Genomic DNA, 23,562 nt, shown 5'->3' on the forward strand with positions numbered 1-23,562 from the left:
CCGTAGGGCGGCACATTCGGACATGCCGCCCTACATCATTGAATTACTTTTCTACCGACGGGAAGTGCATTCCGGTCTTTTTATACAGGATCTGGTCGTTCAGCGCACGCACCTTGAGCGGCAGGCCAAACAGATTGATGAAGCCGGCAGAATCCGCCTGATCGTAGCAATCGTCCTCGTTAAAGGTCGCCATATCCTCGGAGTACAGGCTGTACGGCGAGGTGACGGATGCCGGAATAATATTCCCCTTATACAGCTTGAGCTTTACATCACCAGTAACAGTCTCCTGCGTAGAATCTACAAATGCGGAGAGTGCCTTACGCAGCGGCGTGTACCACTGGCCATTATAAACCAACTCGCCGAACTTCATTGCAACCTGTGCCTTATAGTGGGCCGTCTCCTTATCAAGCGTAATCTCCTCGAGCTTCTGATGCGCCGCGTACAGCACCGCGCCGCCCGGAGTTTCATACACGCCACGGCTCTTCATGCCAACCAAACGATTCTCAACAATATCCAGAATACCGACACCGTTTTCACCGCCGAGCTTGTTGAGCTTTTCGATGATGGCAACCGAATCCATCTCTTCGCCGTCTACCGCAGTCGGCACGCCTTTTTCAAAGTGGATAGTCACATAAGTCGGCTTGTCGGGTGCCTGCTCAGGCGATACACCCAACTCGAGGAAGCCCGGCCGATTGATCGGCGCCTCGTTGGAAGGCAATTCAAGGTCAAGGCCCTCATGGCTCAGGTGCCACAGGTTCTTATCCTTAGAATAGTTGGTTTCCTTATTGATCTTCAGCGGAATATTATGTGCTTCCGCGTAAGCAATCTCCTTTTCGCGGCTGTTCAGCTCCCAGAAACGCCACGGAGCGATAATATCCATCTGCGGCGCAAACGCATGAATAGCCAGCTCGAAACGAACCTGATCATTGCCCTTACCCGTGCACCCGTGGCAGATGGCATCCGCGCCTTCCTTGAGCGCGATCTCGACAATACGCTTGGCAATAATCGGACGCGCAAACGAAGTGCCAAGCAGGTACTGCTCATAAGTAGCGCCCGCCTTCATGGTCGGAATGATGTAATCATCAACGAATTCCTTGGTCAGGTCTTCAATGTACAGCTTGGACGCGCCTGTCTTGAGCGCTTTCTCTTCCAGACCCTCCAGCTCACCAGCCTGACCGACGTTACCGGACACGGCAATAACCTCGCAGCCATAATGCTCTTTGAGCCACGGAATAAGTACCGAAGTATCCAAACCGCCAGAGTATGCCAGAACAACTTTGTTATATTTCTTTTCCATTTCTCTTGACCTCCATACCTGTCATTTTTTCGACTGTTTCATTATACTCCCTATGCTATCGTTTGGCAAGAATAATTTATAAATATTTTATATTATGTATATTTATTCATTTTGTGTATTTTTTCTAGCAAAGAAATGCTTGCACTTTTAGCTAAATCGTACTATGATATCTATAAATGTACTGTGTCAAGACAGATACATGGAATGAATAAAAGCGTACGGGTTACGTGCGCAAAGGGGCGTTTTCGCAATGACAGACAAGAATCTGACCATGTTGACCGACTTTTATGAATTTACCATGGCACATGGCTACTTTGAAAAAGGAATCGCGGATCGCCGCGCATATTTTGACATGTTTTTCCGTCGTGTGCCAGATGGCGGCGGTTATGCCATCATGGCAGGCGTCGAACAGCTAATCGACTATTTTAAGAATCTGCACTTTACCGAAGAAGATATCAAATACCTGCGCGGCCGCGGCTGCTTTTCCGAAGCATTCCTCCATTATCTCAGACATTTTAAATTCCAGTGCGATGTCTGGGCAGTGCCGGAAGGCACACCTGTTTTTCCGGGCGAGCCACTGGTCACGGTTGCAGGACCAATGATACAAGCACAGTTTGTAGAAACAATGGTGCTGCTTACCATCAATCATCAGACTCTGATTGCCACCAAGGCCAACCGCATTACACGCGCGGCACAGGGCCGTACCGTACTTGAATTTGGCTCTCGTCGCGCGCAAGGTTATGACGGTGCCATCTACGGTGCACGCGCAGCCTATATCGGCGGCTGTCAGGGTACCGCCTGCGTACTGGCTGACCGTGATTTCAAAATTCCCGCCGGCGGCACCATGGCACATTCGTGGGTGCAGATGTTTGACAGCGAATATGAGGCATTTAAAGCCTATGCCGATATCTATCCGGATAACTGTATTTTTCTGGTGGATACTTACAACGTTCTTAAATCCGGTGTACCCAACGCATTGCGTGTTGCGCGTGAAATGGTTGAAGAGAAAGGCATTCGGCCGCGTGGCATCCGTCTAGACTCAGGCGATATTGCTTATCTTTCTATTGAAGCACGTAAAATGCTGGATGAAGCCGGTTTCCCGGATATGCAGATCATGGCATCCAACTCGCTCGACGAATATCTGGTGCGCGATCTGCTGGTACAAGGTGCATGCGTGGATTCTTTCGGCATCGGTGAGCGCCTGATCACCTCAAAATCCGAACCAGTCTTTGGCGGTGTCTATAAACTTGCCGCAGTTGAGAACGCCGAGGGCGAGATCATCCCCAAGATCAAGGTTTCGGAAAATGTAGAGAAAATCACTACGCCGCACTTCAAACAAGTCTATCGCCTGTTTGACAATAAGACCGGCAAGGCGCTTGGCGATGTGCTGACGATTCACGACGAGGTGATTGACAGCGACCAGCCCTATACCCTGTTCCATCCGATCCATACCTGGAAGAAAAGAGTTGTTACCGATTACACCGTGCGTCCACTGCGTGTGCAGCTTTTCAAAGAAGGACGCTGTGTATACACCAACCCGAGTATTAACGATATCCGCGAATATTGCCTATCCGAAGTCGATACACTTTGGGAGCAAATCAAGCGATTTGAAAACCCACAGACCTACTTTGTAGATCTATCTCAAAAACTGTGGGACTGCAAGCATGCATTGCTGGAGGCCTGCCGCATTTAACGCACAGCAAAAACGACCGACAAATCGGCAGAATGATTTGTCGGTCGTTTTTATTTCTATTCCCCCTGATACTGCAAAAGAAAAATGCGTCCGGTCTTCATTCCGGACGCATTTTTTAAAACAAATTCACCACACCTATCACGCTGTGTGATGCAATCAGCATAATGATACCCGCCGTAACGACACCCGCCAAAATGGATAGCAGCGCCTTGGTTTTCGGCATTTTCAGAATAGTAGCAATCAGCGCACCCGACCACGCTCCAGTACCCGGCAACGGGATCGCAACAAACAGAAACAGGCCAATACGCGCGTATTTCGTAACCTGATCGGTTTTGGAAAGCAATTTCTGCTTGTAGGCTGTCGCAAATTTGGTCAACGGCGGCAGTGTGCACACCCAATCCAGGATCTTTTCGCCAAAAAACAGCAAAAAAGGAATAGGAATCATATTTCCCAAAATGGCCAACGGAATCAATGTGGCCTCCGGCATACCCGCCATAACACCCAACGGCACTGCACCACGCAGCTCCACCAACGGCACCATAGAAATAATGACAACTGCAAGCTCACGTCCTGCACCGAGCAGCCAGTTGAACAAATCAGCAAACATCTTTTTTCATCCTCCAAAATGAACAGATACTTGATTATAATACATGAATTTTTCCCATAAAGCAAGGTTTTTTCTCCATAATTTGTTTGACACATTCCTCCCGTCGGGATATACTATGGATACATCGGTAATCGAGGTATTGGAGGTGCTTCTATGTCGTCGCGCAAAAAAAGCAATCCCGCTTTTCCAGGCAGCAATACACTGCTTGTCCTCGCCTTGTTGGAAGATGAGGATAAGTACGGCTACCAAATCATTCGAGAACTGGAATGCCGCTCCGATCAAACCTTTTCTATGAAAGAAGGCACACTCTACCCGATTCTTCACGGATTGGAAGCGCGCGGTGAAGTGCGCTCTTACGAGCGCGCCTCTGATGCGGGACGCTGCCGACGGTATTATCAACTCACCCGTCAAGGTGTCAAAACGCTTGCTCGATGCCGCCGCGAATGGGAATCCTTCTGCAAACAATACGGCAAGGTAGTCGGAGGTGAGGCGTGTGTCCTCGGATGAACGCATTACCCACTATCTCAATCAGGTGTGCCGTCATCTGTTCTGGCCACCCTACCGCGCGCGGGTACGGCGTGAATTAACCGATCACATCCTATCCCGCATAGAATATCTGGAAAATGAACGCGGCGATCCGCACAACGAAGCCGTCACTACCGCACTGCTCAGCCTTGGCGATCCGGATGCTTTGGGAGAAATGCTGCGACGCGCGCGTTTTCCTGTCAGTTATCTGTTTTGTCTTCTGCTGACCTTTCTAATTTGGGCCGCGATTGCCGGCTGTCTGGTTTATCTGCTATTATATTTCTTTTTTTAAAAAAGCGTTCTGCATGCATTCCATTATGCAGAACGCTTTTCATATTCTCTGCTCTCGAAACAGTACCCACAGGCGAAAAGCCGTCTGAACAGCGCACGCTACCAGAATAATGCCAAAAGAAATCGCGCCTGCTTCACGAATAAACATGCCGCCATACTGTGCAAACGCTCCCATATCTCCCTGAACCAATGCAAGTGTAGTATAGTATAGGTCACCGCCCGGAATCAATGGAACCAGCATAGGAACCAGCAGGGTGATAACCGGTGTTTTCATCAAACGAGCCAAAATTTCCGCCAGTACTGCCGTTGCCAATGCGGCTACAAAAAACGCGATCACCCGGTCATGGTAAACCTCCATACCGAGCAGGTAAAAAATCCAATTTGCCGCACCACCCAGCGTAATTGCCAGAAGCCGGCCACCGGACATATGAAATAGCAATCCGAATCCCAATGCACCAACCGTCGCCATCAACACCTGCTGTATCATTTGAGCGTTCATACCGCGCCTCCTAACTGCATCAGTACCAGCGCACAGCCGGCAGCAATGGCAATCGCACGAAGTAGCGCTTCACATGCTCCCAATAGACCGCTGATGGTATCGCCGACAATCATATCACGCAGTGAAGTCACCAATGCAATACCCGGAATCAACAACATAATATTGCCGATGATAATATAATCCAGTCCTTGGCCCAGGCCTACTTTAACTGTAATCAAGGCAGCGAGGCACATGACTGCAGCACTAATTACCGTCAGTACTATTGGCTGAAGGCTGATACGCGCCCCAACACGACCTACTGCATACAACACTATGCTACATAGCATTGCCGCAATGCCATCCCGCCATGATCCACCAAAGAACACCGCAAACGAACCTGCAATGAGCAGATATGCCGCAGGCAGCCTCCATTTTGAACCGTCCGGCATACTGCGAATTGCCTCAATCCGCACATGCAGTTCCTCCGGCGGCAGCGGACTCCGGCAAACCTCACGCGAAAGCGCGTTGACCGCTTCAATTCTCCGCATATCGGTTTCACGCCGCAGAATACGCCGGGTCTGCGTGAACACCTCTCCTTCCGCTGTCTGCGCGGTTACTACCATACTGGCTGTAATCGTCAACACATCAGCTCGGGCGAATCCATATGCATGCGCCATACGGCGAATGGTGTCCTCAACACGGGCGACCTCCGCCCCCGCAGTCAACAGCAGTTCTCCTGCATTCAGTATCGCAAACAAAACCCGCTCCTGCTGCTGCATATCATCCATCCCTCCCGATGTCTTCTCGGGTTGTTACCGCCGTTTTACTTATAGCAAGGGTGCAAACAGACGCAATACGCTCGCCGCTATAGAACGCAGCCAGCGGATCTTGTGCAGCCACTCATCGGTAATCGGGCGACTGACATTAATCGTTTCCAAAATATCCTGCTTCACGGCCCCCACTACAGAACTATTGTAAAAACAAGTGGCACATTCAAAATGCAGAAAAAACGACCGAAAATCCATGTTGATGGTACCGACCACCGCTGTTGCATCATCTGACACAATGCTCTTTGCATGCAGAAATCCGGGGCGGTATTCGTAAATCTTTACCCCGGCGCGATGCAGCTGCTGATAATACGAGCGGGTAATCATATAAACCAGCTTTTTATCCGGAATACCCGGTGTCAGGATACGCACATCCACGCCGGATTGCGCCGCAATGGTCAGTGCTGTGATCATTTCGTTATCCAGTACCAGATAAGGTGTCGTGATATAAACATAGTCACGCGCATTATGGATGATTTGCAGATAAATAGATTCACCAATATTTAAGTCATCCAGCGGAGAATCTGCAAAAGGCTGCACATAGCCATCCGGCGGCAATTTTGCAGTCGGCAGATAAGCGTCCAGCGGCGGCACGGTCTCCCCTGTCACATACTCCCACATTTGCAGGAAGAGCGAGGTCATATTTGCCGTTCCCTCACCACGCAGCATGATGCCGGTATCCTTCCAATGTCCAAACCGCACCTTTTTGTTGATATATTCATCCGCCAGATTGATTCCGCCCATATAGCCGACGTTTCCGTCAATAATCATCATTTTGCGATGATTGCGGTAATTCAAATAGGTGTTAAGCGTTGGGATAAACCGGTTGAATCGAACTGCGCGAATGCCAAGCGAAATCAGATATCTGTCATAATGCTGCGGCAGCGTGGCGATCGAACCTACGTCATCATAGATCACCCGAACATCTACACCCTCGCGCACCTTTTGCTTGAGGATATCGAGAATGGTATTCCACATGACGCCTTCCTCGATGATAAAGTACTCAAAAAAGATAAATTTATGCGCCTGCTTTAGTTCTTCACACATGGAAGCAAACATTTCCTCCCCTAAACGGAAATAATGCGCCTCTGTGTTTGTCCAGGCGGGCATACCGTCCAACGACTCAATATACCGTGCGCGTGATGCATGACGCGGATACCGCTCGGCCAGCTCTTCCGTAGCCGGCGTGCGCATATAATCCTTAAAATCCGGCGGATTCGGCTCATATTTGTGCTGTGTGCGCGCACGATTGAGTGGCGTATTGCCCCAAAGCAGATAGAACAGTCCGCCAAAAAGCGGCAAAAGCAAAATAACAATAATCCATGTAATTTTATAAGTCGGATTATCGTATTTGCGGACCAACCAAATCACGATAATGACGCTGAGCACCGTCAATGCATGCGGCATCCAGCTTGAGGTTTCACTCAGCCATCCCAGTCCATACATCACAATCAGCAGCTGCAATGCCAACAGAAAGCCGCCCACGATCCGGCGGTCGCCCAGCAGGCGACCCACTAGTTTGCGCATAACCCGACTCCTTTCATCAAAAACTTTCACATATATCATGATAGCGCACCAAATTGTAAAAGTCAATCTACATGCATTGCTCTGTGTACAAATCTGTGATAAGATAAAGTATACAAATTTAAAATTCTTTACCGGAGGACGATAGCAATGCCCCATACCCCTGTTCCTGCCGATGAACTGTCGGCCCGTCTTGACCGTTTACGCCATGCTATGGCGCAGCGTGATCCCGCATGGTCCATGATGATTTTGGAGAACAAGATTGATCTTTATTATTTCACCGGCACAATGCAGGAAGGCGCGCTCGTCATCACCCCGGAGAAAGCGACCTTGTTTGTGCGGCGCTCTTACGACTGTGCACAGCAGGAATCTCTCTTCGGTGATATTCGCCCGCTCAGCAGTTTCCGCGGCATTGCAGAAGCCTTTCCCGATATACCGGAAACCGTTTACGTTGCATCGCGTACCATGACGCTGCAAAAGCTGACCATGCTTAACAAATATCTGCCCTTTATCCCCAAACCCGCAGATGATATACTAATCCAGCTGCGTGCAGTGAAAAGCCCCTATGAGCTGGACTGCATGCGTCAGTCCGGTCGCCTGCACCAGCAGGTGATTGAGCAGATTGCGCCTGCTTTGCTTCGCTCCGGCGTCAGTGAGGCGCGCCTTTGCAGCGAAATTTGTACGGCTATGCTGGACCGCGGTGCCATGGGCATTTCCCGCTTCAATCAGCCCGCGGCAGAAGATGTGCTGGGTGTTGCCAGCTTCAGCGAAAACAGTCTGCGTGCAGCAGCTCTCGACAGTCCATCCGGTACGGTTGGCACCTGCATTGCCATGAAGTCCATCGGCTCTTCAGAACGTCGTCTGCATGAAGGTGATGTGGTATTGCTGGACATCCCCTGCGGCATGCACGGCTACCATACCGACAAAAGCATTACTTTCTATTACGGAGAACTGGGCCGCCATCCGCAAGGCAGCCTGATTCGTACCGCACGAGAGCAATGTGTGTTTCTGGAAAATGAAGCTGCAGCCATGATGAAGCCGGGTGCTGTCCCATCGGAAATTTATGAAAAACTGCTTGCTTGTGTCGATCCTTCCTTCCGCAGCGGCTTTATGAATGCCTGCAAATTTTTCGGCCATTCCATTGGATTGACGATGGATGAAACTCCGGTCTTGGCCAAAGGCTTCAACGAACCGCTTACCGCTGGCATGACGCTCGCCGTCGAGCCTAAAATTGCATTGGATGGTATCGGTCTGGTCGGCTGTGAAAACACTTATGAAATTGTGTCTCAAGGCCCCGCACGTTCCCTGACTGGTGCGTGCGATACCACTTTAGAAATCATCGGCTAAATCCATCCCGTCTGAAAGGAGTATGCCCATGTATCCGTTTACGCTTGTCACCGATTCTACCATTGACGAAACTGCATCTTACTTTTCCCAGAATGAAATCAAATGTGTGCCGCTCGCTTTTACCATTGATAATCGCACCATTGAAGAAGACTGCGGTCAAACCGTATCTTTTCATCAGTTTTACGATTTGCTGCGGCAGGGTAAGCAGTCGAGCACCTCACAGGCAAAGCTCGATACTTTCCTAACCATCTTCCGTGAAGCACTGGATGCCGGTCAGGATGTACTGTATATCGGTTTTTCGTCCGGCCTGTCCGGAACATTCCATGCAGGCTGTATGGCACGCGACGAGCTTGCCCCGCTCTATCCAGAGCGAAAAATTTTCTGTGTCGATTCGCTATCCGCTACCGGCGGCGAGTACCTGCTCGTAGACAAAGCACGTGAAATGCGCGACAGTGGCTGCACCGCCGAAATAACGGCTGCCGCCATCGAGCAAATGCGTCTGCATGTCATTCATCTGGTCACTGTAGACGATCTGGGCCATCTGCACCGCGGCGGACGACTCAGCAAAACCTCTGCTGTTGTCGGCAGTCTGCTAGGAATCAAACCGCTCATCTGGGTCGATAACGAAGGGAAGCTCAGCGTATGCGGCAAGGTGCGCGGCCGGCAGAAAGCCATCCAGTATTTGGCTGATCGAACCGTACGCGAAATGTCCGATAAAAAGCAAATCGTCCGTATTTGTCACGGCGACTGCCCGGAAGATGCACAAAAACTGGCAGATCTTCTGAAAAAAAGCGGCGTGCAATCGGATATTCGTTATATCGGTACAGTTATTGGTTCGCATACCGGTCCCGGTGTGCTGACAACCTTTTTCTTTGGCGGTGACCGAAAACCGGAATAAAGGTTTTGTGTCACTCGGCAGATACTTTTACTTTCTTTCGGCCGGCAGCCTTTCGCTGTCGGCCATTTATTGTGCGCTTATTTGTTCAGCACAAAAATACTCCCTCTATGTGAAACAGCAAAGGCCATTTCCATACAGGGAGCATATTCTTAAATTTGTTTGTTTTGTCCTTCTCTCATCCAAATCGGATAAAAAAGCAATTAAAAATCAATGGTTGCCATAACTTCGGAAACATCCGGCTTGGTCGAAATCAATCCCTCGTCATACATCCAGTCAATATTCTCCTGCCAGCAGGTTTCACTTTGACTGAGAAACGGCGCGTCTGCAGTCTCCATCAGCGGCAGAAGCGTCTGGCAGGACTGCTTTTCCACATCCGGGTCAAGCGGGAAGTTAGATTCGTCCTGATTGTCCAGCAACACCTGCAGCACTGTGTCCGTATCATTCTTGAAATCCTCAAAGCCCTTCTGGCAGGCGCGCAGGAAACCTGCAAGCACGTCCGGCTCATTTTCAATCATCTCATCGTTTGCCAGAAAGATACCTTCGTAGTACTGCGGCACACCGTAATCATCCGGGAAGAAATAATTGACTTCGAAGCCTTCCTTCTCCATCTGCGGCACTTCGTGGTTGACTAGACAGCCAATAGTTGCATCGACGTTGCCCGTCACCATCGAGCTCATCAGGTCAAAACCAACATCAACCATCTTCACACTTGACGGGTCTTGTCCGCTTTTCTGCATGATGCTGCGAATAAGCGCCTCGGAAAGCTCAGTACCCGCATAGCCGACCGTCTTGCCCACCAGATCGGCAGGCTCGGTGATGTTCTTTTCTTTGAGCGACAGGACGATGTTAAGCGGCGCCTGCACCACTGCACCGATCGACTTAACCGGCACATTCTGTTCGACACGCGCCTGAATGACATCCTGCTGATAATACAGGCCAATGTCCGCCTTGCCGGCAGCAACCATGCTCATCGCATCATTGACGCCTGCAGGCGGCTGAATGTTAACCGTCAGGCCCTCCTCAGCAAAATAACCGGCCTGCTCCGCCTGATACAAAAACGCATGCAGCGCATTCGGATACCAGTCGAGCACAACGGTCAATTCGCGCAAATCGCCGTTACTATTCTCTGCATTTTCCGTTTTATTTCCGGCCGTCTGACCGCCTGCGCAGCCGCTCAGCAACAGCGCACATGCCGCCAGCGCGGCAAAAAATTTCTTTTTCATCTATGTTCCGTTCCTTTCTGTTGTATCTCTGTTATAAACTTCCGCGCCAAGTGACAACTTTTTTCTCAATCCACGACACAATCGCCACTGCCACCATTGCCACCACGCTGAGCAGCACGATAGGCGCGAACACGCCTGCGCCGTCCAGTTGCGTCATCATGCGACGGCTAAAATAGCCCAATCCTGCCTGTGCGCCCAGCCACTCGCCGATCGCTGCGCCAATGATAGACAGCGGAATCGCCATTTTAATGGCCGAAAAGAAATACGGCAGCGCAGCGGGCAGTTTGAGCTTGAGAAAAATCTCTCGTTTGCCCGCGCCAAAGGTTTTGAGCATGTCGATCATATCCGTGCTGGCCGATCGGAAGCCGTCAAACACCGTAATGGCAATCGGAAAAAATGTAATCAGCACAGTAACCAGCACCTTGCTCCAGATTGTGTAGCCAAACCAAAGGACAAAGAGCGGCGCGAGTGCCGTCGTCGGGATAGTCTGCGAAGCAACAATCAGTGGATAAAGCATTTTCTCTGCGACCGGGCTGGCGTCCATCCATACGGCCAGCAGCAGACCCAACACAATCGAAATTGCAAGACCAATGCCCGTGCAAAGCAAAGTGGCAGGCAGATGAGCGGTCAGCAGCGGACCGCGCAGCTCCCACATGCGCACCAGAATCTGCGTCGGCGATGGCAAAATATAGGCCGCATTCATGCCCATTGCACCCGCTTGCCAAACGACAAGCAACGCAAACAGGAACAGCAGCGCGGGCAGATTGGCATTCTTTTTCATACCGCCACCTCCCGCCGCAGCAGAGCGATCAGCTGCTCGCGCAGCGCAAGCATTTTAGGCTCTGTCAAGCATGCACGGGTGCGCGGATACGGCGCAGGCACATCAAACGACACCAGACGGTGGATTGGTGTTTCCTCTACTACCAGCACGCGGCTGGACAGAAAAATTGCCTCCTCCACGTCATGCGTAATGAACAACACGGTTTTGTGATCGCTCTCCCATTGGTCAAGCAACCACTCCTGCATAGCAATACGTGTCAGGAAATCCAGTGCAGAAAACGGCTCGTCCAGCAGCAAAAGCTCGGAACCAGTCAGCAGAGTACGTGCAAAAGCCGCACGCTGCCGCATACCACCCGATAACTCATCCGGCCGCTTATCGCCCCAGCCGGACAGACCGACATGCGCCAATGTCTCATCTGCACGCTGCACCATTTCTGCGCGGCTGATACCGCCGCGAATCTCCATGGGCAGGCATAGGTTATCGCGTACCGAACGCCATGGGAACAGCAGATCACGCTGCGGCATGTAGCCGCAGTAGCCGCGCCGCCCATCAATCTTCTCCCCGCCTACCAGAATCTCGCCCGATTTTTTGTATAAAAGCTGATTGGTCAGCCGAAAGATTGTGGACTTGCCACAGCCCGACGGGCCGATAACCGACACAAACTCGCCCGGTATAATATGAAACGACAAGCCGTCGATGATGTTGAAATCCTCGCTGTCATATTGGAATACAACGTTTTGAAACTCGAGCATTTACATCGCCTCGTTCCATGCCATATCCCAGAACATTGCCTCATAACGTGAGCAAGCGACAAAAATGTCGGTCAACCGCTGAAGCTGTTCTTCGGTATAATCCCCACTCAGACGCTCCATCAGCGCAATCAGACGGTGATTTTCCGCAGCGTAGCTTTCACTGGCGTAGCCGCGCACCCACTCTCCATAGAAATCATGGTTTTCTGCATCCGGATAATTTTTGACAATCCACTTTGCGATGTACTCATAGCTAATCGCGCATGACAGCACCGCCGCCATAATTTCCGCCGGGCCCTCCTCAGCCGCGACTGCACGCATATAAGCGGTGTAGGACTGGTTGCTCAGCGAGGGCTTAACGGACTCTGCCTGCGCCTCAGTGATGCCCAGCCGCGCCATATAACCGCGATGGATTTCCATTTCGCCGTTTAAAATACTGGCCACATAAGATGCGTAAGTGCGCATAATTTCAGGCTCGCGGGACTTAACCACACCCTGCGCGAATACTTTAGCGTAATCGAACAGATACAGGTAGTCCTGCAACAGATAGAAACGGAATTTGTTTACAGCAAGGCTGCCGTCTGCAATGCCCCGGACAAAGGGATGGTTCAGATAACCCGCCCATATTTCCCGGGACGCGTCAAGCAGTCTCTCGGTTGTTTGGTTTTTTTTCAAGGTGGTACCCCCAATGAATGACTTGGACTGACGGCAGATTGCCGGCAGCGCTTGTTGTTTTTCTTAAATCAGTTGAATTTGATATGCGTTTGCCAAATCATCCGCCGTCAGCAGACTGACTGCGTCGATCAGGCGTGTGCGAAAGGAAGCGGTGCCCTCCATCTCTTTACGCACGCGCATCTGCGCTTGTTCTCCGCAATGATTCATCACCTCCGCCGCCGCAACAGCGGCCTCAAAAGGTATATTTGGATTCGCTCCGCAATACAGTGCGGTCAGCGACGTGAGCATGCAGCCGGCACCGGTAATCCGGCCCATCAGCTCACTGCCGCCCCGCAGCACCGCGGTACGTTGTCCATCGGTTATCAGGTCAATCACGCCGGTCAGCATGACGACTGCGCCGGTCTGCTGGCTGAACTGACGCAGCCATGCAGCAGATTCGGCAAGATTTTGCTCGGTTACGCGGTCGAGTGCATCGACTTCCACGCCTGCGGCGTTCTCCTGTCCCGCTGCAAGCGAGCGAATCTCGGATGCATTGCCGCGAATGACCGACACCAGCCCTTCAGCCAGCAAACGGCCACACATTTCACTGCGCAGACGGCTTGCTCCTGCCGCGACCGGATCCAGCACAACCGGATGTCCCAGCCGTTTGGATGTACGTGCAGCTAGCAGCATGGCTTCCTGCGCGCGCAGCGCGCCCATGTTCAGCACTAGTGCGTCGGCGTGTGCGGTAATTTCCTCAACCTCACGCTCATCCTGCGCCATGATGGCCGTGCCGCCCGCCGCAAGGATGATATTTGCACAATCGTTAATCGTCACATTATTGGTAATCGAATGCACCATCGGACGGAGCGACTGTGTATGCAATACGATCTGTTTCAGGCTTTCCGTCACCGCAGCGCACCCTCCAGTTCGCCAAATACCTGCGTGCGCTTGAGTGCCGCCAAAACCAAAACAGAAATCGCAGCCCCCACTGCGGTCGATACCAGAAAAGACGGTACAAAGGTAAAGAGCGCCGCAGCCTTGTTATTCATCAGCACCGCCGCAATCGGATAAGACGCGATGCCGCCCAGAACACCCGTACCGAACACTTCACCGACATACGCAACTGGCAGCTTGGGCAGTAGTTTATATGCAACGCCGCACAGCAATGCGCCAATCATCGAGCCAGGAAACGCCAGCAGGCTGCCAAGTCCCAGCAGATTGCGGATGAGCGAGGCGGCAAACGCCATGCCAACAGCATACCACGGTCCGAGCAGGACCGCTCCCAGCACATTAACCATGTGCTGTACAGGCGAGCACTTCGCGCCCAGAACAGGAATGGAAAATAGGCTGCCAACTACGACCACCGCCACCAGAAAGCCCGCAATCGTCAGTTTACGAACAGATTTTGTTTGCATAGCAACTCACTCCTCCGAGAAAATGCGGCAAAAATGATTCAGCGGCCCGCAGCCGGTTCCAAAGCCGGGCGCATGGCGAATGGCATCGGTCACGTATGCCTTTGCTCTTTCCACTGCCTCCGGTATGGAATACCCGAGTGCAAGATTGGATGCAATCGCCGAGGACAGTGTGCAGCCCGTGCCGTGCGTGCTGGTGGTATCCAGCTGCACGATTTCATAGCGGTGAAAGTCTGTGCCGTCATACAGCACGTCTACCGCACCCGCCATGTTCTTTCCGCCCTTGACCAGTACGTTGCGGCAGCCCTTCGCATGGATGCGGCGCGCCGCCTCCTCCATATCCGCAGGCGTTGTGATATGCATATCCGCAATATACTGCGCCTCGGGAATATTGGGCGTCAGAATATCTGCAAACGGCAGCACTGTCTCAATCAGTGTGCCGACTGAAGCAGGGTCCATGAGCGCGTCACCGTTTTTGGCAAACATCACCGGGTCAATGACCACATGCTGCGGCTTGTACTGCGCGAGCTTGCCCGCAACCGCTTTCATGCACGCGGGCGAGGACAGCATTCCAATTTTAACTGCGTCCGGCACAATATCTTCAAACACCGCATCAATCTGTTCCTCGATCATCTTAGGGCTGATGTCCTGAATGTCAATCACACGAGCGGTGTTTTCCGCCACAACTGACACAATGACACTCATACCAAATATACCGTGCGCTGCCATCGTTTTTAAATCCGCCTGCACGCCCGCACCGCCCGAGCAGTCCGAGCCTGCAATGGTAAGTACTTTCTTCATTCCCGTTTCCTCCTGTCATTTCTGCATGAAAAAAGGACATCCCGATCAGGATGTCCTTTCGCGTCCGAAAATGCCCGCACCTGCGTGCGGTTCCAGCTTGTACCAGCATCCCTACGTTGGCATTATCCAAATCAGGTAAGGTCGAGGTCAAAACCTCCTCTCAGCCTCCTACGGAAGCTCCCTTGCTTTATATTAAGTTAGCACTTGTTGGAACATTTGTCAAGCGTTCTGTCTGCATGCGGCTGCATATGCCGTGTCATCCACCGCTTCCAGCCATTCGTTACTGCCGTTTTCACCCGGTACCTCCACTGCCAGATGGGAGAACCAGCTATCCGGTGCAGCTCCGTGCCAGTGCTTCACCCCCACCGGAATATTGACCGTATCTCCCGGATGCAGTTCTACTGCAAGCTTGCCCCATTCCTGATAATAGCCCTTACCGGCTACACAAACAAGAATCTGTCCGCCGCCCTTATCCGCGTGATGGATATGCCAGTTATTGCGGCAGCCCGGTTCAAAGGTCACATTGAAGATTCCAACCTGCTCGGTCGATACCGGTGCCAGATAGCTCTGCCCGATAAAATACTGTGCATACGCATCATTCGGCTGACCGATGGGAAACACCATTTCATTCTGATGCGCGGCTTTGCCGTCCGCTGCCTGCTCTTCTTCCATCCAAACCTCTTTTGCCATCCGGAACGCTGCCCACGCCTTAGGCCATCCTGCATAAAACGCTGCGTGCGTCAAAATTTCTGAAATTTCCGCACGGGTGATACCGTTCTGCTTTGCCGTGGTCAAATGATACTGGAACGAAGAATCCACCAATCCCTGTGCCATCAAACACACTACCGTCACCAAAGAGCGGTCGCGCAGCGAGAGCTTATCCTCCCTACTCCACACCTGCCCAAATAACACATCATCATTGAGTTCGGCAAATTTCGGGGCAAATTCACCCAACGAATCCCGTCCCGCCGTCTGCTTGACTGCCATAATAATACGCATCCTTTCCTGTTATACTCTGCTTCCCATCTCAAACGCAGTTTTTAGCGCCGGATGGCCTTCGATTTCCCCTTCGTTCGTTACACCGCCGGCAAACACACTGCCTGCCAGATGTGCTTTTTCAACGCAGCTAATCCAACCCTGTAAGCCATGCACTGCACCTTCCGGCGTTTCCGGATCGTCCTCTGCCGCCGCAGTCAATAAATAAATATCACGGAAGGCATAGTCAGATGGAAACAGCGGATTTGCCCGATCCAACATAGTTTTCATCTGGCCGCTCATGCCGTAGTAATAGATCGGTGTTGCAAACACCAATACGTCCGCTGCCCCCATTTGATGTACGATTGTATCTGCATCATCGCGGATAACACAGCGCATGGTTTTCTGACAAAACAAACATCCCCGGCAGAACCCGATGTTTTTTTCGCATAAATAGACTGTTTCTACCTGATGCCCTGCCTGCGCTGCGCCTTTCGCAAATGCCTCGGCAAGGTGATTGGAATTTCCGTTCCTCCGCGGGCTGGTCGCCACAACCAAAACTTTTTTACCCATTTTTTTGTTCCTCCGTCATGCGCCTATCGTTTATTCTTCCTATTTTCAGGCACACTCTTTCTTTCCGGTCATCATGCATTCCTTTCCCTTTTATTATAAAAAGAAAATCATCCAATAGCAAATACTTATCTTTTTCCCCATTTCATGCTTGACAAGCATGCATATTATCGGTACACTGTTTGCATCCATATCTGTATTTCTTGTCGGAAAGCGAGGCGAAACATGGAACTTCGGGTTTTGGAATATTTTTTAGCTGTCACGCAGGAACAGAGTATTTCGGCGGCCGCTGAATATTTGAATCTGACACAGCCTACCATTTCACGGCAGCTGAAGGATTTGGAGGAAGAGCTTGGCAAGCAGCTTCTGGTGCGCGGCAAGCGGAATCATAAAATCGGACTAACCGAAGAAGGCCGTCTGTTTCGCAAGCGTGCGCAGGAAATTATCGACCTGGTACAGAAAACCGAAAACGAGATTCGGCAGTCCGGTCACGGGATGGCTGGTGATATCTTCATCGGCGCCGGCGAAACAGACTCGCTTCGTGCCATTGCGCGAGTGGCTCATCAAATTCAGCAAAAATACCCGGATGTGCATTTTCATGTTGTCAGCGGCGATGGGCAGGATCTGATTGACCGACTGGACAAAGGGCTTTTCGACTTTGGTTTGCTGCTCGGCACAACTGACTCCTCCAAATATGAACAACTAGCGCTGCCCATGCTGGACCATTGGGGGGTTTTGATGCGCAAAGACGCCCCTCTTGCGCAAAAGGACTGCATCGCGCCGGAGGATCTGTGGGACAAACCGCTGATTTTATCCCGTCAGATGATTCACTTTCCGAATTTCCTGCAATGGATACAAAAACCCTTGTCCGAACTGCAAATCAGCGCAACCTACAATCTGGCGTACAATGCCTCTCTGATGGCCGACGAAAACATGGGCTATGTGTTGACACTGGATAAACTCATCAACACCGGCGGCGACAGCAGTCTCTGCTTTCGTCCCCTCACGCCAGACATCACCTTGGGCATGTCGCTGGTCTGGAAACGCTATGCAGCTCTATCTAAGGCTGCCGAATATTTTTTAGCACAACTTCGGGCTGCTATCTCTTGAATCCGCTTACACCAATACGCAAAAACCGTCTCCCATGGGAGACGGTTTTTCTGCATTCTATTAATCGGTGATAGTAATGCTTTCGATCACCGGCTGATTATCCGGCAGCACTGTACCGTTACCATCTTCCACCGGCGTATTCTCGCAAATCTTGTCGACGATGTCCATGCCGTCGGTCACGTAGCCGAAGCAAGCATACTGTCCATCCAGATAGGTGCTGTCTTGATGGACAATAAAAAACTGTGAAGAAGCACTGTCCATATCCTGCGCGCGCGCCATCGAGATTGCGCCACGCGTATGCGACAAATCATTTTTTACGCCGTTTTCAGCAAACTCCCCCTTGATGGTCTGATCAGATCCACCCGTTCCGTCTCCGTTCGGATCCCCGCCCTGCATCATAAAGCCGTTAATGATCCGATGAAAGGTCAGGCCGTTATAAAAACCGCTTTCCGCTAAATCCATAAAATTCTGCACCGTGATCGGCGCGGCGTCACCGTCCAACTCGACTGTGATCGTGCCCATGTCTTGAATCTTAATTTCCGCATGATGCGTACCGATGCTCTCAACCTCGGTTTGAATTTCACTCTGCGCCGTATCCGATTGGGCATTTTGCGTATCGGCCGCATTGCTCTGCTCTCCTGCGCCACTGCATCCGCTCAAAACCAGTGCTGCTAAGATACCGCAAATGCCCCAAAAACGTTTCCTGTTGCTCATTGTGTTACTCCTTTTTCTGTGTTTTCGGTTTTCCATTATTTTTCTTCCAGCTTACCCTGTGCGGACGAACGCCGCACTGCATTGTCCTGGAATCGGAAAAAGTTTGGATGGTGGCGCGACTGCGTATACTCGAACATCACGCCGTCGCTATTATAGGTCTGGCTGCTGACGACGGCAAGGCAATTGCAGTCTCCCAAATCCAAATACTGGAGGTCAAGCGATGTTGCCCTTTCCACTGTCACCACGCGCTTACTATTGATGATAGATATATGCAGTTCGGTTTCCAGATAACGATAAATCGATTGTTCTGCGATCTCCCGTGTCAGGCCCTTCGCCACATTCTGCCGGAAATAACTGTGATTGAAAATCAGCGGTTTTCCGTTCAGATAATGCAAACGCTGGATGTAAAACAGCGGCGTCCCCTCCGCAAAGCCAGTCTTATCAGCAAGCTGCCGATCCGCTGTCACCGGCAAAAACAGCAGAACTCTGCTTGTTCCGCGCTTCTGGTTGCGTGCCGCAGACTCGCCGAATGTCTCAATCGTACCCAATGTAAATGTTGTTTGCTGGGATGGCTCAAAGATATTGCGCATCCCCTTGCCTTGCATGGTCTGCACATAGCCTTCCCGCACCAGTTCGCTCACGGCGCGGCGCAGCGTGTTGCGCGAGCACCCCAGCTCAGCGATTAACGTATGTTCGCTCGGCAGCATTTCCTGCGGCGGATATGTACCGGATTCGATTTTTTCTTTCAGAATCTGATACAGTTGTTCATATTTTGCCTTCGGCATGACGCACCTCTCTGCAGAATAAACTGATTTATTTATTATAACACACACCCCGTATTAATAAAACCTTCCGACATAAAAATTAAAATACCGCATCATCATATATTCACATCAGCTTTTTGCACGAATTTAATGATTCTTTACCGTCATTTTATCCATTTTACTTGACAGAACACCTAAAAAAGTTTTAGTTTTTTTGTTAAAGAATCCACTTGTTTTCCGTTTCATAAAGCGGTATTCTATCCTCAAGAGATAACTTGTTTAAACAAGTTGCGGAAAGAAAATCAATAGGAGGAAGATTCATGGGAAAGTACCAGCAGGACGTCCAGACGCTGCTCGAAAAGATCGGCGGAAAGACAAATATTCAAGCAGTTTCACATTGCATGACGCGCATGCGCTTTGTACTTGTCGATCCCCAAAAAGCCGATGAAAAGGAAATCGAAAAAATCCCCAGCGTCAAAGGTACATTCACACAGGCTGGACAGTATCAGGTTATCATCGGCAATGACGTAGCAAACTTTTATCAGGAATTTACTAAGTATGCCGGTATCGAGGGCGTAAGCAAAGATGCCGTCAAGAGCGCAGCAAAAACCAATCAGAATCCCCTCCAGCGCATCATGGGCGCGCTGGGTGAAATCTTCGCTCCCATCATTCCAGCACTCATCTGCGGTGGTCTTGTGCTGGGCTTTCGCAACATCATCGGTGAGGTAGACTTGCTCAACGGCCGCACTCAGTCGCTGGCTGACGTGTCGCAGTTCTGGGCGGGTATGTACAGCTTTCTGTGGCTGATTGGTGAGGCAATCTTTCACTTTCTTCCGGTTGGCATCACCTGGTCGATCACAAAGAAGATGGGCACTACCCAAATTCTTGGTATTGTGCTCGGCCTGACGCTGATTTCTCCACAACTCTTGAACGGTTTCTCAGTAGCGACTACTCCGGTAAACGAAATCCCGGTTTGGGATTTTGGCTTCGCGCAGGTTCAAATGATTGGCTATCAGGGACAAGTTGTTGCCGCAATCATGGCAGGTTTTGTGCTGGTCTACTTAGAGAAGTTCTTTAAAAAGATCTGTCCTGAAGTCGTCAGTATGGTCGTTGTACCATTCTGTGCACTGGTGCCTGCTGTGCTGATCGCACACACGGTCGTCGGCCCAATCGGCTGGAAGATCGGCGATTTTATTGCAAACATCGTCAACATGGGTCTGGCTTCTAACTTCAAACTGGTCTTTGCCGCACTCTTCGGCCTGTTCTATGCACCAATCGTCATGACCGGCCTGCACCACATGACCAATGCAATCGACTCTCAACTGGTCAACACCTACGGCGGCACCAATCTTTGGCCAATGATTGCGCTGTCTAATATTGCACAAGGCTCAGCAGTGCTTGCTATGTCCTTCCTTCAAAAGCGCAATGAGCGCGCACAACAGGTGAATATCCCGGCATGTATCTCCTGCTATCTTGGCGTTACCGAGCCGGCGCTGTTCGGCGTCAACCTAAAATATGGTTTCCCGCTCGTATGCGGCATGATCGGTTCAGCCTGCGGCGCAGTCATTTCAATCGGCACAGGCGTCACTGCCATCAGCATCGGCGTCGGCGGTCTGCCGGGCATCCTCTCCATCTTCCCCGAATACTGGCTTAACTTCCTGCTGGCGATGGCCGCTGCAATCATCGTGCCGTTTGTGCTGACCTATATCGTGGGCAGCCGCAAGCTGTCGCGCGAGGATCGCGTGATGGAATCCGCTCCGACTGTGGCTTCCACAGCGGAAACCGCCGCTGCACCGGCAGCAGTAAAAACACCGGACTCTCGTGCCTGTATTACACTTAAGGCAATCTGTGACGGTCACGCCCTGCCGCTGTCCGAAGTGTCGGATGACGTGTTCTCCCAAGGCATCATGGGTGAAGGCATGGCCTTTGAACCGACGAGCGATACCATCTATGCTCCGGCTGATGCTACTGTTTCGGCTGTCATGGAGGACAGCCGTCATGCCTGCGGTCTTACGCTGGCAGACGGCACTCAACTGCTCATCCATATCGGCGTGGATACGGTGGATATGAAAGGCGACGGTTTCACCCTGTTCGTTCACGAAGGCGACACGGTCAAGGCAGGAGACAAGCTCATTACATTCTCCCCGAACAAAATCGCAGCCGCCGGTCATCCCAAGACCACAGTATTCATCGTCACGGAACCGGCGGGCCACACCAATATGACATTCCACACAGGCATTGATGCCAAACATGGCGAGACGGTTGCAGCCGAACTTGCCTGAAACAGGAGGAAAACTGAAATGTTTGATTTTCGCAAAAGTGTCGTTTATCAGTGCTACTTTAAATCTTTTTTTGACTCGGACGGCGACGGCGTAGGCGATTTAGGCGGCGTGACTGCCAAACTTGACTATCTCAAGGCGCTGGGTGTGGATTACATCTGGCTCAACCCTTTCTTCCCCTCCCCGCAGCGCGACAACGGTTATGATGTTGCCGACTACTGTGCCGTCGACCCGCGCTTCGGCACAATGACAGACTTTGAAACGCTGTCTAGGGAAGCCGCCAAGCGCGGTATCCGCCTGATGCTCGATATGGTATTTAACCACACCTCGACCGAGCACGAATGGTTCCAAAAAGCCATGGCGGGCGATAAAGATTACGAAGATTTCTATATCTGGCGCGAAGGCGGATCGGACGGCACGCCTCCCAACAACTGGGAGAGCAAGTTCGGCGGCAGCGCATGGCAGTATGTACCCGAAAAAGGCAAATGGTATCTGCATCTGTTCGACCCGACGCAAGCTGACCTCAACTGGGAAAATCGGCGCGTGCGCAAAGAACTGCAAAACGTCATCCGCTTCTGGATGGACAAGGGTGTGAAGGGTTTTCGCTTTGATGTGGTCAACCTCATCAGCAAGGGCTCCTATGAATCCGACAACGAAGGTGACGGCCGCCGCTTCTATACGGACGGTCCGCGCGTACACGAGTTTCTGCACGAACTGAGCGCCGCAACTTTCGGCACAGATGCCGAGATTATTACGGTCGGCGAGATGTCCAGCACCAGCATGGAAAACTGCTTCCGTTATGCCGGGGCAGATACGGGCGAACTCAGTATGGTATTCTCATTTCACCATCTCAAGGTGGACTTTGTCGGCAATGAAAAATGGGTGCTGGTACCGTTCGATTTCGGCAAGCTCAAGAACATCCTATTCTCGTGGCAAACTGGTATGAGCGAACACAACGCCTGGAACGCAGTATTCTGGTGCAACCATGACCAGCCGCGCGTCGTCTCCCGCTTTGGAGACGAAAACGAATACTGGGCACAATCGGCCAAGATGCTGGGTACAGTCATCCATTGCCTGCGCGGTACACCGTACGTTTATCAGGGCGAAGAGATTGGCATGACCAATGCGGGCTTTACCTCGCTCGACCAGTACCGTGATGTGGAAAGCATCAACCATTATCACATTCTGCGCGCACGCGGTCTGCATGAAGACAGCGTTTATGACATTCTGCGCGTCCATTCACGCGACAATGCGCGCACGCCCATGCAGTGGGATACCAGCGCGCACGGCGGTTTTACTACAGCCGAACCGTGGCTGAGCGTTAACCCCAATCATACACGCATCAACGCTGCGGCACAGGTAGACGACCCGGAGTCGGTGTTCTCCTACTACCGCAAGCTGATTGCACTGCGTAAACAGTATGATGTGATCGCCTATGGTGACTTCGCGCCACTGAGCGAAGACCATCCGTCCGTGCTAGCCTATACCCGCCGTTTCCACGGCGAACAGCTCGTCGTTGTCAACAACTTTTACCGCACGGAAGTGGATTGGAATTGCCCGATCGCTCTTAACGGTTTCACCTGCCTGCTCTCCAACTATGCCAATTCCTCTGTACAGACCAAACTTCATTTGCGTCCTTATGAATCTCTAATTCTGTATCGTGCAGCAAAATAATCATTTCTATGCAAATCCAAAAGCAGCAGTGTCTCGCAGCCTGCTGCTTTTGCTTTTAAACCTCCGCCCCTTTCTAGCGTGCAGGAGCAGCAAGAATCTATAATAGCTTAAGTTTAATAATTACAAACGTATTTTTCCATTATTCAAAAAAATGCTTGTTTTTTTCATTCTCGCATGATATAATAACAAAGCACTGTGCAGAGCAGGTATTTGATATGCAGCGGTATCGAAGTGGTCATAACGGGGCTGACTCGAAATCAGTTTGCCGGCAACGGCACGTGGGTTCGAATCCCACCCGCTGCGCCAACGAAACACCTCTACTTGAACCAAACAAATGGCTGACATTTGCTTGATTTCAAGTAGAGG

24 protein-coding genes, 1 tRNA gene and 1 riboswitch are annotated in these 23,562 nt (G+C 51.3%); of the genes, 9 read left to right on the forward strand and 16 right to left on the reverse strand.

The window, feature by feature from the left end:
• Nucleotides 1-43: 43 nt before the first annotated feature.
• Complete coding sequence (locus ACESSO_RS00290; RefSeq protein WP_373162972.1) at nucleotides 44-1,297, reverse strand: argininosuccinate synthase; 1,254 nt, start codon at nucleotides 1,295-1,297, stop codon at nucleotides 44-46.
• Between the two features lie 250 nt (nucleotides 1,298-1,547).
• Here ACESSO_RS00290 and ACESSO_RS00295 point away from each other — a divergent pair, with 250 nt between their 5' ends.
• Nucleotides 1,548-2,990, forward strand: coding sequence for a nicotinate phosphoribosyltransferase (locus ACESSO_RS00295; protein WP_373162973.1), 1,443 nt, complete (start codon nucleotides 1,548-1,550; stop codon nucleotides 2,988-2,990).
• A 115-nt stretch (nucleotides 2,991-3,105) separates the two neighbouring features.
• Here ACESSO_RS00295 and ACESSO_RS00300 read toward each other — a convergent pair whose 3' ends face one another.
• Complete coding sequence (locus ACESSO_RS00300; protein ID WP_373162974.1) at nucleotides 3,106-3,597, reverse strand: COG2426 family protein; 492 nt, start codon at nucleotides 3,595-3,597, stop codon at nucleotides 3,106-3,108.
• 153 nt (nucleotides 3,598-3,750) lie between these two features.
• Here ACESSO_RS00300 and ACESSO_RS00305 point away from each other — a divergent pair, with 153 nt between their 5' ends.
• The gene (locus tag ACESSO_RS00305; RefSeq protein WP_373162976.1) at nucleotides 3,751-4,104 is read left to right on the forward strand and encodes a PadR family transcriptional regulator; all 354 of its coding nucleotides are present in this window, start codon (nucleotides 3,751-3,753) and stop codon (nucleotides 4,102-4,104) included.
• On the forward strand, nucleotides 4,091-4,414 hold the full coding sequence (locus ACESSO_RS00310; protein WP_373162978.1) for a permease prefix domain 1-containing protein: 324 nt from the start codon (nucleotides 4,091-4,093) through the stop codon (nucleotides 4,412-4,414). Before ACESSO_RS00305 ends, ACESSO_RS00310 begins: the two co-directional genes overlap by 14 nt.
• A gap of 39 nt (nucleotides 4,415-4,453) precedes the next feature.
• Here the strand turns inward: ACESSO_RS00310 and ACESSO_RS00315 are convergent, their stop codons facing one another.
• Genes ACESSO_RS00315 through cls form a run of 3 tightly spaced genes read right to left on the reverse strand, consistent with a single transcriptional unit; the run spans nucleotide 4,454 to nucleotide 7,245 of the window.
• Nucleotides 4,454-4,912 carry a threonine/serine exporter family protein gene (locus tag ACESSO_RS00315; RefSeq protein WP_373162979.1) on the reverse strand — a complete coding sequence of 153 codons (459 nt, stop codon included), beginning with the start codon at nucleotides 4,910-4,912 and terminating at the stop codon, nucleotides 4,454-4,456.
• On the reverse strand, nucleotides 4,909-5,670 hold the full coding sequence (locus tag ACESSO_RS00320) for a threonine/serine exporter family protein (protein WP_373162980.1): 762 nt from the start codon (nucleotides 5,668-5,670) through the stop codon (nucleotides 4,909-4,911). Before ACESSO_RS00320 ends, ACESSO_RS00315 begins: the two co-directional genes overlap by 4 nt.
• Nucleotides 5,671-5,718: 48 nt before the next feature.
• The gene (cls, locus tag ACESSO_RS00325) at nucleotides 5,719-7,245 is read right to left on the reverse strand and encodes a cardiolipin synthase (protein ID WP_373162982.1); all 1,527 of its coding nucleotides are present in this window, start codon (nucleotides 7,243-7,245) and stop codon (nucleotides 5,719-5,721) included.
• 147 nt (nucleotides 7,246-7,392) lie between these two features.
• Here cls and ACESSO_RS00330 point away from each other — a divergent pair, with 147 nt between their 5' ends.
• Nucleotides 7,393-8,589 (forward strand): M24 family metallopeptidase, encoded by a 1,197-nt coding sequence (locus ACESSO_RS00330; RefSeq protein ID WP_373162983.1) that lies wholly within the window; start codon nucleotides 7,393-7,395, stop codon nucleotides 8,587-8,589.
• A gap of 28 nt (nucleotides 8,590-8,617) precedes the next feature.
• Entirely contained in the window at nucleotides 8,618-9,487 is an 870-nt protein-coding gene (locus ACESSO_RS00335; RefSeq protein ID WP_373162984.1) for a DegV family protein, read from the forward strand.
• 200 nt (nucleotides 9,488-9,687) lie between these two features.
• On the opposite strand, the gene ACESSO_RS00340 is transcribed toward ACESSO_RS00335, so the two are convergent.
• The 9 genes from ACESSO_RS00340 to ACESSO_RS00380 all read right to left on the reverse strand — a co-directional run bounded on the left by ACESSO_RS00340 (nucleotide 9,688) and on the right by ACESSO_RS00380 (nucleotide 16,658).
• On the reverse strand, nucleotides 9,688-10,710 hold the full coding sequence (locus tag ACESSO_RS00340; protein ID WP_373162986.1) for an ABC transporter substrate-binding protein: 1,023 nt from the start codon (nucleotides 10,708-10,710) through the stop codon (nucleotides 9,688-9,690).
• Nucleotides 10,711-10,741: 31 nt separating this feature from the next.
• The gene (locus tag ACESSO_RS00345; RefSeq protein ID WP_373162988.1) at nucleotides 10,742-11,491 is read right to left on the reverse strand and encodes an ABC transporter permease; all 750 of its coding nucleotides are present in this window, start codon (nucleotides 11,489-11,491) and stop codon (nucleotides 10,742-10,744) included.
• Nucleotides 11,488-12,243, reverse strand: a complete 756-nt coding sequence (locus tag ACESSO_RS00350; RefSeq protein WP_373162990.1) for an ABC transporter ATP-binding protein — start codon at nucleotides 12,241-12,243, stop codon at nucleotides 11,488-11,490. Before ACESSO_RS00350 ends, ACESSO_RS00345 begins: the two co-directional genes overlap by 4 nt.
• A complete protein-coding gene (gene tenA / locus ACESSO_RS00355) occupies nucleotides 12,244-12,915 on the reverse strand; it encodes a thiaminase II (protein ID WP_373162992.1) in 672 nt (223 codons plus the stop codon).
• A 63-nt stretch (nucleotides 12,916-12,978) separates the two neighbouring features.
• A complete protein-coding gene (gene thiM, locus ACESSO_RS00360; RefSeq protein WP_373162994.1) occupies nucleotides 12,979-13,806 on the reverse strand; it encodes a hydroxyethylthiazole kinase in 828 nt (275 codons plus the stop codon).
• Nucleotides 13,803-14,312, reverse strand: a complete 510-nt coding sequence (gene thiW, locus ACESSO_RS00365; protein ID WP_373162996.1) for an energy coupling factor transporter S component ThiW — start codon at nucleotides 14,310-14,312, stop codon at nucleotides 13,803-13,805. The genes thiM and thiW overlap by 4 nt, the downstream gene beginning before the upstream one ends.
• A gap of 6 nt (nucleotides 14,313-14,318) precedes the next feature.
• Nucleotides 14,319-15,110: a bifunctional hydroxymethylpyrimidine kinase/phosphomethylpyrimidine kinase gene (gene thiD / locus ACESSO_RS00370; protein ID WP_373162998.1), complete on the reverse strand. Its 792-nt coding sequence runs from the start codon at nucleotides 15,108-15,110 to the stop codon at nucleotides 14,319-14,321.
• Nucleotides 15,111-15,200: 90 nt separating this feature from the next.
• Nucleotides 15,201-15,304: riboswitch (TPP riboswitch) on the reverse strand.
• Between the two features lie 25 nt (nucleotides 15,305-15,329).
• On the reverse strand, nucleotides 15,330-16,097 hold the full coding sequence (locus ACESSO_RS00375) for a carboxymuconolactone decarboxylase family protein (protein ID WP_373163000.1): 768 nt from the start codon (nucleotides 16,095-16,097) through the stop codon (nucleotides 15,330-15,332).
• 21 nt (nucleotides 16,098-16,118) lie between these two features.
• Entirely contained in the window at nucleotides 16,119-16,658 is a 540-nt protein-coding gene (locus ACESSO_RS00380; RefSeq protein WP_373163002.1) for a flavodoxin family protein, read from the reverse strand.
• A gap of 222 nt (nucleotides 16,659-16,880) precedes the next feature.
• Between ACESSO_RS00380 and ACESSO_RS00385 the strand changes: the two genes are divergently transcribed.
• Nucleotides 16,881-17,765, forward strand: coding sequence for a LysR family transcriptional regulator (locus ACESSO_RS00385; RefSeq protein ID WP_373163005.1), 885 nt, complete (start codon nucleotides 16,881-16,883; stop codon nucleotides 17,763-17,765).
• Between the two features lie 60 nt (nucleotides 17,766-17,825).
• On the opposite strand, the gene ACESSO_RS00390 is transcribed toward ACESSO_RS00385, so the two are convergent.
• On the reverse strand, nucleotides 17,826-18,479 hold the full coding sequence (locus ACESSO_RS00390) for a peptidylprolyl isomerase (protein ID WP_373163007.1): 654 nt from the start codon (nucleotides 18,477-18,479) through the stop codon (nucleotides 17,826-17,828).
• 35 nt (nucleotides 18,480-18,514) lie between these two features.
• Nucleotides 18,515-19,264 carry a GntR family transcriptional regulator gene (locus ACESSO_RS00395; protein ID WP_373163009.1) on the reverse strand — a complete coding sequence of 250 codons (750 nt, stop codon included), beginning with the start codon at nucleotides 19,262-19,264 and terminating at the stop codon, nucleotides 18,515-18,517.
• Nucleotides 19,265-19,563: 299 nt separating this feature from the next.
• Here ACESSO_RS00395 and treP point away from each other — a divergent pair, with 299 nt between their 5' ends.
• The 3 genes from treP (at nucleotide 19,564) to ACESSO_RS00410 (ending at nucleotide 23,502) form a co-directional block, all read left to right on the forward strand.
• Nucleotides 19,564-21,525, forward strand: a complete 1,962-nt coding sequence (gene treP / locus ACESSO_RS00400; RefSeq protein WP_373163011.1) for a PTS system trehalose-specific EIIBC component — start codon at nucleotides 19,564-19,566, stop codon at nucleotides 21,523-21,525.
• 18 nt (nucleotides 21,526-21,543) lie between these two features.
• Nucleotides 21,544-23,196 (forward strand): alpha,alpha-phosphotrehalase, encoded by a 1,653-nt coding sequence (gene treC / locus ACESSO_RS00405; protein WP_373163013.1) that lies wholly within the window; start codon nucleotides 21,544-21,546, stop codon nucleotides 23,194-23,196.
• A 217-nt stretch (nucleotides 23,197-23,413) separates the two neighbouring features.
• Nucleotides 23,414-23,502 (forward strand) — tRNA-Ser (locus ACESSO_RS00410).
• Nucleotides 23,503-23,562 lie beyond the last annotated feature (60 nt).

It is taken from the genome of Agathobaculum sp. Marseille-P7918 (assembly GCF_964248325.1).
Lineage (GTDB): Bacteria > Bacillota > Clostridia > Oscillospirales > Butyricicoccaceae > Agathobaculum.

Coding starts and splice junctions, on each gene's coding strand:
- ACESSO_RS00290 (WP_373162972.1), bottom strand. CDS start 1,297: ATGGAAAAGAAATATAACAAAGTTGTTCTGGCATACTCTGGCGGTTTG.
- ACESSO_RS00295 (WP_373162973.1), top strand. CDS start 1,548: ATGACAGACAAGAATCTGACCATGTTGACCGACTTTTATGAATTTACC.
- ACESSO_RS00300 (WP_373162974.1), bottom strand. CDS start 3,597: ATGTTTGCTGATTTGTTCAACTGGCTGCTCGGTGCAGGACGTGAGCTT.
- ACESSO_RS00305 (WP_373162976.1), top strand. CDS start 3,751: ATGTCGTCGCGCAAAAAAAGCAATCCCGCTTTTCCAGGCAGCAATACA.
- ACESSO_RS00315 (WP_373162979.1), bottom strand. CDS start 4,912: ATGAACGCTCAAATGATACAGCAGGTGTTGATGGCGACGGTTGGTGCA.
- ACESSO_RS00320 (WP_373162980.1), bottom strand. CDS start 5,670: ATGCAGCAGCAGGAGCGGGTTTTGTTTGCGATACTGAATGCAGGAGAA.
- cls (WP_373162982.1), bottom strand. CDS start 7,245: ATGCGCAAACTAGTGGGTCGCCTGCTGGGCGACCGCCGGATCGTGGGC.
- ACESSO_RS00330 (WP_373162983.1), top strand. CDS start 7,393: ATGCCCCATACCCCTGTTCCTGCCGATGAACTGTCGGCCCGTCTTGAC.
- ACESSO_RS00335 (WP_373162984.1), top strand. CDS start 8,618: ATGTATCCGTTTACGCTTGTCACCGATTCTACCATTGACGAAACTGCA.
- ACESSO_RS00340 (WP_373162986.1), bottom strand. CDS start 10,710: ATGAAAAAGAAATTTTTTGCCGCGCTGGCGGCATGTGCGCTGTTGCTG.
- ACESSO_RS00345 (WP_373162988.1), bottom strand. CDS start 11,491: ATGAAAAAGAATGCCAATCTGCCCGCGCTGCTGTTCCTGTTTGCGTTG.
- ACESSO_RS00350 (WP_373162990.1), bottom strand. CDS start 12,243: ATGCTCGAGTTTCAAAACGTTGTATTCCAATATGACAGCGAGGATTTC.
- thiW (WP_373162996.1), bottom strand. CDS start 14,312: ATGCAAACAAAATCTGTTCGTAAACTGACGATTGCGGGCTTTCTGGTG.
- thiD (WP_373162998.1), bottom strand. CDS start 15,110: ATGAAGAAAGTACTTACCATTGCAGGCTCGGACTGCTCGGGCGGTGCG.
- ACESSO_RS00375 (WP_373163000.1), bottom strand. CDS start 16,097: ATGGCAGTCAAGCAGACGGCGGGACGGGATTCGTTGGGTGAATTTGCC.
- ACESSO_RS00380 (WP_373163002.1), bottom strand. CDS start 16,658: ATGGGTAAAAAAGTTTTGGTTGTGGCGACCAGCCCGCGGAGGAACGGA.
- ACESSO_RS00385 (WP_373163005.1), top strand. CDS start 16,881: ATGGAACTTCGGGTTTTGGAATATTTTTTAGCTGTCACGCAGGAACAG.
- ACESSO_RS00390 (WP_373163007.1), bottom strand. CDS start 18,479: ATGAGCAACAGGAAACGTTTTTGGGGCATTTGCGGTATCTTAGCAGCA.
- ACESSO_RS00395 (WP_373163009.1), bottom strand. CDS start 19,264: ATGCCGAAGGCAAAATATGAACAACTGTATCAGATTCTGAAAGAAAAA.
- treP (WP_373163011.1), top strand. CDS start 19,564: ATGGGAAAGTACCAGCAGGACGTCCAGACGCTGCTCGAAAAGATCGGC.
- treC (WP_373163013.1), top strand. CDS start 21,544: ATGTTTGATTTTCGCAAAAGTGTCGTTTATCAGTGCTACTTTAAATCT.